Raw genomic sequence first — 7,311 nt, 5'->3', positions numbered from 1 at the left:
GAATTCCGCGCCGTCGTCCGACGGCGCGGTCCCGTCCCCGCGGATCAGCCCAGCCCCAGCGTGGTCTGGCCCGGTGCCTCGGCGTTCACCAGCGCGGCCAGGTTGCCCACGCCCTGCTGGTTCGCGTACAGCATCTGGTGGCCCTCGCCGATCCGGTCGAAGGTGCCGCACCAGGTGATGCACGGGTCGAGCCGGCCGTCGGACATCAGCCCGATGACCGCGCGGTTCTCCTGGGTGTCCGAGCCGTGCGAGCCCTGGAGCCGCTTGCTGCGCATCCACAGGTAGCGCAGGTCCAGGTCGCCGTTGTAGCCGCTGGTCCCGCCGCACAGGACGACCATGCCGCCGTTGTCGCAGACGAACAGCGAGGTCGGCAGGGTGTCCTCGCCGGGGTGCTCGACGACGACGCGCGGGTTGCGGCGCTCCCCGAGGATCTCCCAGACCTTGGCCCCGAAGCGGCGTGCCTCGGCCGTCCAGGCCCTGGTCGCCGCCTCGTCGTCGAGGTCGGGCAGCCGGCCCCAGTGGGTGAACTCGCGGCGGTCGATCACGCCCGCGGCGCCGAGGTCCAGGCAGAACCGGACCCGGTCCGGGTTGGAGACCACCGCGATCGGGATGCCGCCGAGCAGCTTGACGACCTGGATCGCCGCCGAGCCGACGCCGCCGGAGCCGCCCCAGATCAGCACCGGGTCGCCGGGGCGCACGTGGTGCGGCGTCCAGTGGGTCAGCTGCCGGTAGGCGGTGGCGCCGGTGATCAGGTAGCCGCCGCCCGCCTCCCAGGACAGGTTGGCGGGCTTGGGGTGGCACTGGTGCTCGCGGACGACGGTGTACTGGGCGAAGGAGCCGTAGTTGGTCTCGTAGCCCCACGCCCGCAGGGACTTCGAGGCGAGCGGCTCGACGCCCATCCGGATGTCCTCGCCCGTCTCGTCCCAGGTCCCCCCGGAGAGGATGACCTCGTCGCCGACCTTGAACTGCCGCACGTCCTCGCCGACGGCCCAGACGACTCCCGAGCCGTCGCTGCCGCCGATGTGGAAGTCCTCCTTCGCGCCGAGCATCCGCTGCCGCATCGCGATGACGTCGATGGGTTCGCCCAGCGACGCCCAGACGTTGTTGTAGTTGATTCCCGCGGCCATGACGTACACCAGCACCTCGCCGCGACCGGGCTTCGGCACGTCGACGACCTCGGTCTGCATCGCCTTGACGGGTTCGCCGAAGCGGTCCTGGCGGATGACGGTCGCGTACATCTGTTCCGGCACGACGCCGAGCGGCGGAACCTCTCCGAGTTCGTAGAGCGACTTGGACACGAACGACTCCTCCGGGCAGTTTCGGGAATTTCCGAGGACCGGCGCGCAGAGCAGCGATGAGGACCGGTGGGAAACCGGCTGCCCTTCGACACGGTCGGTTCGCGTGGACGGTGGCGGGACGGTCAGCCGAGCCGGGTGCGGATCCGGTCGACCACGGTGTTCGCGTGCGCGTTGAGGTAGAAGTGGCCCCCGCGGAACACCTCGATCTCGAAGGGGCCCGAGGTGTGCTCGCGCCACCTGCGGGCCTCGTCCACCGTGACCTTCGGGTCGTCGTCGCCGACCAGGGCGAGGACCGGCACGGTGAGCTTCGGGGCGTCGGGGGCGGGGCGGTAGGTCTCGGCGGCCTTGTAGTCGCTGCGGATCACCGGGAGGACCATCCGGACCATCTCCTCGTCGTCGAGGAGGTTGGAGTCGGTGCCGTCGAGACGCTTGATCTCCGCGAGCAGGCTCTGGTCGTCGCGCCGGTGGATCCACTCGTCGCGCGGGGCGCAGGGCGCGCGCCGCCCGGAGGCGAACAGGGCGTGCGGGACGATGCCGAGGTCCTCCAGGCGCAGCGCCAGCTCGAACGCGACGGAGGCGCCCATGCTGTGGCCGAACAGCGAGAGCGGGCGGTCGGTCCAGGGCTTGACCACGTCGACCAGCAGGTCGGCGAGCTCCTGCACGGATTCGACGCAGGGCTCGTGCCGCCGGTCCTGGCGGCCGGGGTACTGCACCGCGAGGACGTCGACCTGGGGCGACAGTGCGCGCGACACGGGGAAGAAGTAGCTCGCGGACCCGCCGGCGTACGGCAGGCACAGCAGCCGGTGCCCGGCGTCTGGCGCGGGGTGGTAGCGGCGCACCCACAGATCGTCGTTTGCTGCCATGGCGACTGGAATCCCTCCGGCGGTCGGCGTGGTCGGACCGCGACACCGGTGAGCCGCCGCCGCGAACGCGCGGGACCGCGTGGAGACCCGTCTCACCTTGGTCTGCGGACGAAGGACCCACGAGCGTTCGTGGCCGCCCTCCGGTCGCCCGCTGCCCTGTCGGGACCTGAACGGCTCCTACCGTGACGGGCCCGGCCCCGGCCGGACAACCCCTAGCCGCGCCGCGCGGACGCGTGCGCGCGGTACCTCCCCCGCACCCCCGGTAGGGGATGCCCACCGGTGCCCCACCGACGCCCCGTCGACGCCCCGTCGATTCCCCACCCGGATTACGGGTCGCCGCTCCCCCGCGAGCCCGCGGGCGATTCGGTCCACGCCAGGGCCCGTCCTCGACAGGCCCTACATTGACCATGCCGGCCGGGCAAGGGGGCCGTTCCCGGGCGCGGCGAGGTTAGGGGGCGGCCCGCGGCGAACTTTAGGGGTTTCGCCGGGTGCGGCCGCGGGCCGGATCACGGACCGGATCCGCGGACCGGAGCGACTGGTTCCACCGGCCCGCGGCGCGAACCCGCTGGCTCCGCAGGCAGAACGTGTGCGGAACGCCCACCTCCGATTCCGCTGCGCATCACCCGGATGACACGGGCTGCTTCCGCCCCGTTGGACCTTCGCGGATATCCGGAACGCGCCGTCGCGATTCGGCCGCCATGGCCAACCGGAACAGCCGGTTCGGCGCCACCTCACCGTTGACTTAACGCACCGACCCGAAGGCCATCAGACGGCGGATCGCATGGTGCACCAACAGGTGGCCCCAGACCTCCTGTTCGACCCCCTCCGGGCAGCGGGACCGCAGCACCCGGATCGGCCCCAGCTGGTCGGCCGTCAGCTGCTGGAGGGCGGTCGCCGTCATCCCCCACTCGCGGTGCAGGGCGGTCAGCTCGGCGGCGGGGGCCTGTCCGGGGTCGAGCAGCGTGGTGAGCAGCCGGCCCGACTCCCCCGGCACGCGCTCCTCGACCACCCGAACCGGCTCCGACCGGCCGTCCGAGGCCATCGAGAACTCCGCCAAGTACGAACCATCGCACAGTTGTTGACGAAACGTCAGCAACGCGCTCGGGCGGACCCGCCAGAGCAGGTCGGCTCCGCCCGCCGAGGCCGCCCGCCACAGCGGCGGGCCGTCGAACCCCCGGTGGTCGGCCAGCAGCAGGTCCCCGCGGCCGAGGCGGTCGAACAGGCCGCGGGCCAGGCCGGGTTCGGAGCGGCTGGGCGGACCCAGGGCTGCCGCGGTGACGACGTTGCCGCCGCACCCGGCCAGCACCACCACCCGGACCTGCGGATACCCGCGCCCGCCGAGCACCGGAGACCCGAAGTGCGCGACGTTCTCCGCCGTGTCCGGCGCGTCGAGGACGGTGCCCTCGACCGCCACCAGGCGCCGCCCCCGGTACCGGGTGCACCCGTCCGCCCCGACCGCGGAGGACCGGGCCGCCTCGGCGAACAGCTCCTCCAGCGGCTCGGACCCCAGCCGCAGCCGCGCCCTGGAGATCGCCGCCGCACTGGGCACCTGCCCGGGCGCGGAACAGCGCCTGCCCCAGGCCAGGCCCCGGGCGAGCTTCCTGGCCACCTCCTCGTAGCCGTCGCCGGGGAACAGACACATCGCCAGCACGAAGTAGACCGTCACCTCCGGCGTCAGCAGCCGCTTCCGCCGGCCCTCCCGGCCGCACCGGGCCACCACCCGGTCCACCAGCTCCGGCGGGTAGGCCCCGGTCAGCAGCCCGACCGCGATGCGGTCCGGCAGCCACCCGCCCGCCTCCGGCTTGAACTGTCCTGGTCGCGGCATCAGACACCTCCGGCGGATCAGGCTATCGGCCACCGCTTAAGTCAACGACCTGAAGCTGTACGGAAGTTCTAGCGGGACCCGATGAAGTTCGCCTAGGGTGAAAGTAGGTGCAAACCCGGGTAGTCAGACCCGTCGGCGTTCCCCCTTCGCACTGAACACGCCATGTATCCAGTTGCTCACCCAACGTCATGGAGGTTCAGGCGGCACGGGGGATCTCAGCCTTTCCGGTGCGGTGGATGCAGGGCTTTACACAACAACTCGGAGGCATTCTTGCTGATTCGCGCCGAGCAGCATGAAGCGTTGGAGTATTTACTGAATCAATTCGAGGGGCTGGCCGGCGGAAACGGCCGGGTGGTCCTCGTCAGCGGAACACTGGGAAGTGGTAAAACCCAACTACTGCACGAATTCGAGGCACTGGCGGCGAAAGAGGGCGCACTGGTCCTCCAGGCCACCGGTTCGCGGGCCGAGCGCGACCTCCCGATGGGAGTCGTCGAGCAACTGCTCCGCTGTGCCGAACTACCGAAGCAGCTCGCCGAGGAGATCCCCGGCCTGCTCTCGGAGGCGTGCGGCAGCCGTCAGGGCACCGGTCACCGGTCCGAACGACCGCAGGCCGTCGACAACGAGACGATCCGTCGGCTCTGCAACGCCCTGCTGCTGGCCTGCGAGGGGCGCTCCGTCGTCGTCGGCATCGACGACGTGCACTTCGCCGACACCGCCTCGCTCCAGGCGCTGCTCTACCTCCAGCGCCGGATGCGCCCGCAGCGCGTGCTCATGGTGCTCAACGAGTGGGACCGGCCGCAGCCCACGCTGCCGCTGTTCCGCGCCGAGGTCACCCGGGCGCCGCACAGCCGGATCCAGCTGAAGCTGATGTCCGAAGCCACCATCCGCACCATCCTGGAACGCACCGCGGACCACGCCATCGCGCCCCGACTCGCCCCGGCTGTCCACCGGTTGAGCGGGGGGAACCCGATCCTGGTCCACGCCCTGATCGAGGACAACCACCTCGAAGCCGGCCACGGCGGGGCCCGCCCCGACGACACACCCGCGGTCGGCAAGTCCTTCGAGATGGCCGTCCTGGCCTGCCTGTACCGCTGGGAACCGCAGATCCTCTCGGTCGCCAGCGGCATGGCCGTCCTGCGCGAGCACACCACCCCCGCGCTGCTCGGGCGGCTGCTCGACCTCGACCAGCGCAGGGTCGGGCAGGCACTGGAGATCCTCACCAACGCCGGTCTCGCCACCGGCCACGAGTTCCGCCACCCGAACGTCGCGGCCGCCGTCCTGGCCTCGCTCTCGCGTGAGGAACAGACCGCCCTCTACACCCGGGCGACGAGGCTCCGGCGCGACCTGGGCATGGCCACCACGGACATCGCCGCCCAGATCGTCGCCGCCGGCGAGGCCGACGGCGACTGGACCGTACCGATCCTCACCGACGCGGCCGAACAGGAGCTGGCCGAGGGCAAGACCTCGACCGCGCACCTGTACCTCAACCTGGCGCTGGCCGCCGCCAACGACGACCAGCACCTGTCCACCCTGCGCCGCTACGTCCGTTCCACCTGGCCCGCCAACCCCAGCGCGGTCGCTCCGCACACCACCGCGCTGCGCGAGGCCCTGGTCGAGGGCAAGCTCACCGGCCAGGACGTCGTCGCCCTGATCCGGGCCCTGCTCTGGCGGGGCGACCTCACCACCGTCTCCACCGTCCTCACGGAGGCGCGGCGCTCGGGCGTCACCCTCGGACACGAGGACGGCGTCGACGTCCTGCACGCCTTCCACTGGTTCTTCGGCCCGTCCTTCACCCGGTCCTGGAACCTCGACGAGCTCTGCCGCGGCTCCGCGTCCGGCGGTGCCCGGCGGCCGGCGGCGACGGAGGCGATCGAGGCCTTCTCCCGGGTCTGGGCCCGGGGCGGCGACGCGGAGAGCGCCTCGATGGCCGAGCGCGTCCTGTCCTCCTGCCGGGTGGACGCGATGCCGCTGGAGACGGTCACCACGGCGATCCTCGCCCTCGCCGACGGCGGCCAGCCCGGCCGCGCGCTGCTCTGGTGCGACGAGCTGATCGGCCACGCCACCCGCCGGGGCGCCACCACCTGGCTGGCCCAGCTCAAGGCGGCCAGGGCCGACGTGTGCCTGCGCGACGGCGATGCCGAGGCCGCCGCCGAACTGGCCTCGGACGCCCTCTCGTTGGCGGGCGAGGAGAACTGGGGGGTGTCGATCGGCTACCCGCTGTCGGTGCTCATCCAGGCCCACCTCGCGCGGGGACGGACGGACGACGCCGCCAAGGAGGCCGGCCGGGAAGTCCCGAGCGCCATGTTCGAGACCGTGCTCGGCATCCGCTACCTGCACGCCCGGGCCCGGCTCGCCCTGGCCACCGGCCGGACCGCGGAGGCGCTCGACCACCTCAGGACCTGCGCACGAAGACTCAGGGTCTGGCGACTGGACGTCCCCGCCCTGATCCCGCTCACCGCCAGCCTGGTCGAGGCCACCTTCCGGGCCGGCGACCCGGAGGGCGCCCGGCACCTGGCGGCGAGCCGGCTGGAGGAACCGTCGCTGGACGACCGCACCCGGGGCGTCCTGCTCCGGATCCTGGCCGACCACGAGGAGGGCGGTGCGGAAACCGTCCTGCCGCATACGTCTGCCCACCGTCTACGCGCGTCCGGCGATCGGCTGGAATCCGCCCGTCCGATGGCCGGACCGCACCGGGCCCGGGCCCGGCCCGTGGCGGCGACGGCAACGGCGACCGCGACCGCGACCGCGACCGGCGTGGCCGACGGCGGCGCCGGGTTCGTGCTCGACGAGGAACCGTGCGAGAGCGGGGCAGCACGCCCCGGCGCGCAGACCCGCACCGGTGACGGCCTCCTCGGCAGGGGAGCCGAGTCCGCGCTCCCGCTGGGACCGTCCCCGGCGCCCGGCCCCGGCAAGGTCGCGCCCCCGGTGGTCACCGGCCTGAGCCGGGCCGAGCTCCGGGTCGCCAAACTGGCCGCGCAGGGCGACAGCAACCGGGAGATCAGCGACAAACTCTGGATCACCGTCAGCACGGTGGAACAGCACCTGACGCGCATCTACCGGAAGCTGAACCTGAGCGGCCGGGCGGGTCTGGCGATGGTGTTCCGCCCGGAACTGCTCCCGGCGGACACCGCCGTCTTCCGCGGCCCGGCCGGCTCCGCCCCGGCCGGTCCCGGAGTCGGCTTCCACCCGGTGGAGTTGGCGTGCCGCGCCGCCGCCCAGGTCGAGGTGCCGGCCGCCGTCGGCGAGGCGGCCGGACGGACGGCCGACGGCGTCGCCGTGGGCTGACCGGCACCGGCCGGCCGCCGGCCCGCGAGCGACGGGCACC

4 protein-coding genes are annotated in these 7,311 nt (G+C 72.7%); 1 reads left to right on the top strand and 3 read right to left on the bottom strand.

The genetic code is table 11. The features are described from left to right. Positions 1-44 precede the first annotated feature (44 nt). The 3 genes from ccrA to ACZ7C5_RS27840 form a co-directional block, all read right to left on the bottom strand. The gene (gene ccrA, locus ACZ7C5_RS27850; RefSeq protein ID WP_470323667.1) at positions 45-1,298 is read right to left on the bottom strand and encodes a crotonyl-CoA carboxylase/reductase; all 1,254 of its coding nucleotides are present in this window, start codon (positions 1,296-1,298) and stop codon (positions 45-47) included. A 122-nt stretch (positions 1,299-1,420) separates the two neighbouring features. After that, the gene (locus tag ACZ7C5_RS27845; RefSeq protein WP_401085412.1) at positions 1,421-2,161 is read right to left on the bottom strand and encodes a thioesterase II family protein; all 741 of its coding nucleotides are present in this window, start codon (positions 2,159-2,161) and stop codon (positions 1,421-1,423) included. 742 nt (positions 2,162-2,903) lie between these two features. Then, positions 2,904-3,986, bottom strand: coding sequence for an IS4 family transposase (locus tag ACZ7C5_RS27840; protein ID WP_470323666.1), 1,083 nt, complete (start codon positions 3,984-3,986; stop codon positions 2,904-2,906). A gap of 300 nt (positions 3,987-4,286) precedes the next feature. Between ACZ7C5_RS27840 and ACZ7C5_RS27835 the strand changes: the two genes are divergently transcribed. After that, entirely contained in the window at positions 4,287-7,271 is a 2,985-nt protein-coding gene (locus ACZ7C5_RS27835; RefSeq protein ID WP_470323665.1) for a helix-turn-helix transcriptional regulator, read from the top strand. Positions 7,272-7,311: the final 40 nt, after the last annotated feature.

It is taken from the genome of Kitasatospora sp. NPDC036993, assembly GCF_055607525.1.
Note: the sequence above shows the minus strand (reverse complement) of the source record. Positions and strands in the feature narration are given on the sequence as shown.

Coding starts and splice junctions, on each gene's coding strand:
- ACZ7C5_RS27845 (WP_401085412.1), bottom strand. CDS start 2,161: ATGGCAGCAAACGACGATCTGTGGGTGCGCCGCTACCACCCCGCGCCA.
- ACZ7C5_RS27840 (WP_470323666.1), bottom strand. CDS start 3,986: ATGCCGCGACCAGGACAGTTCAAGCCGGAGGCGGGCGGGTGGCTGCCG.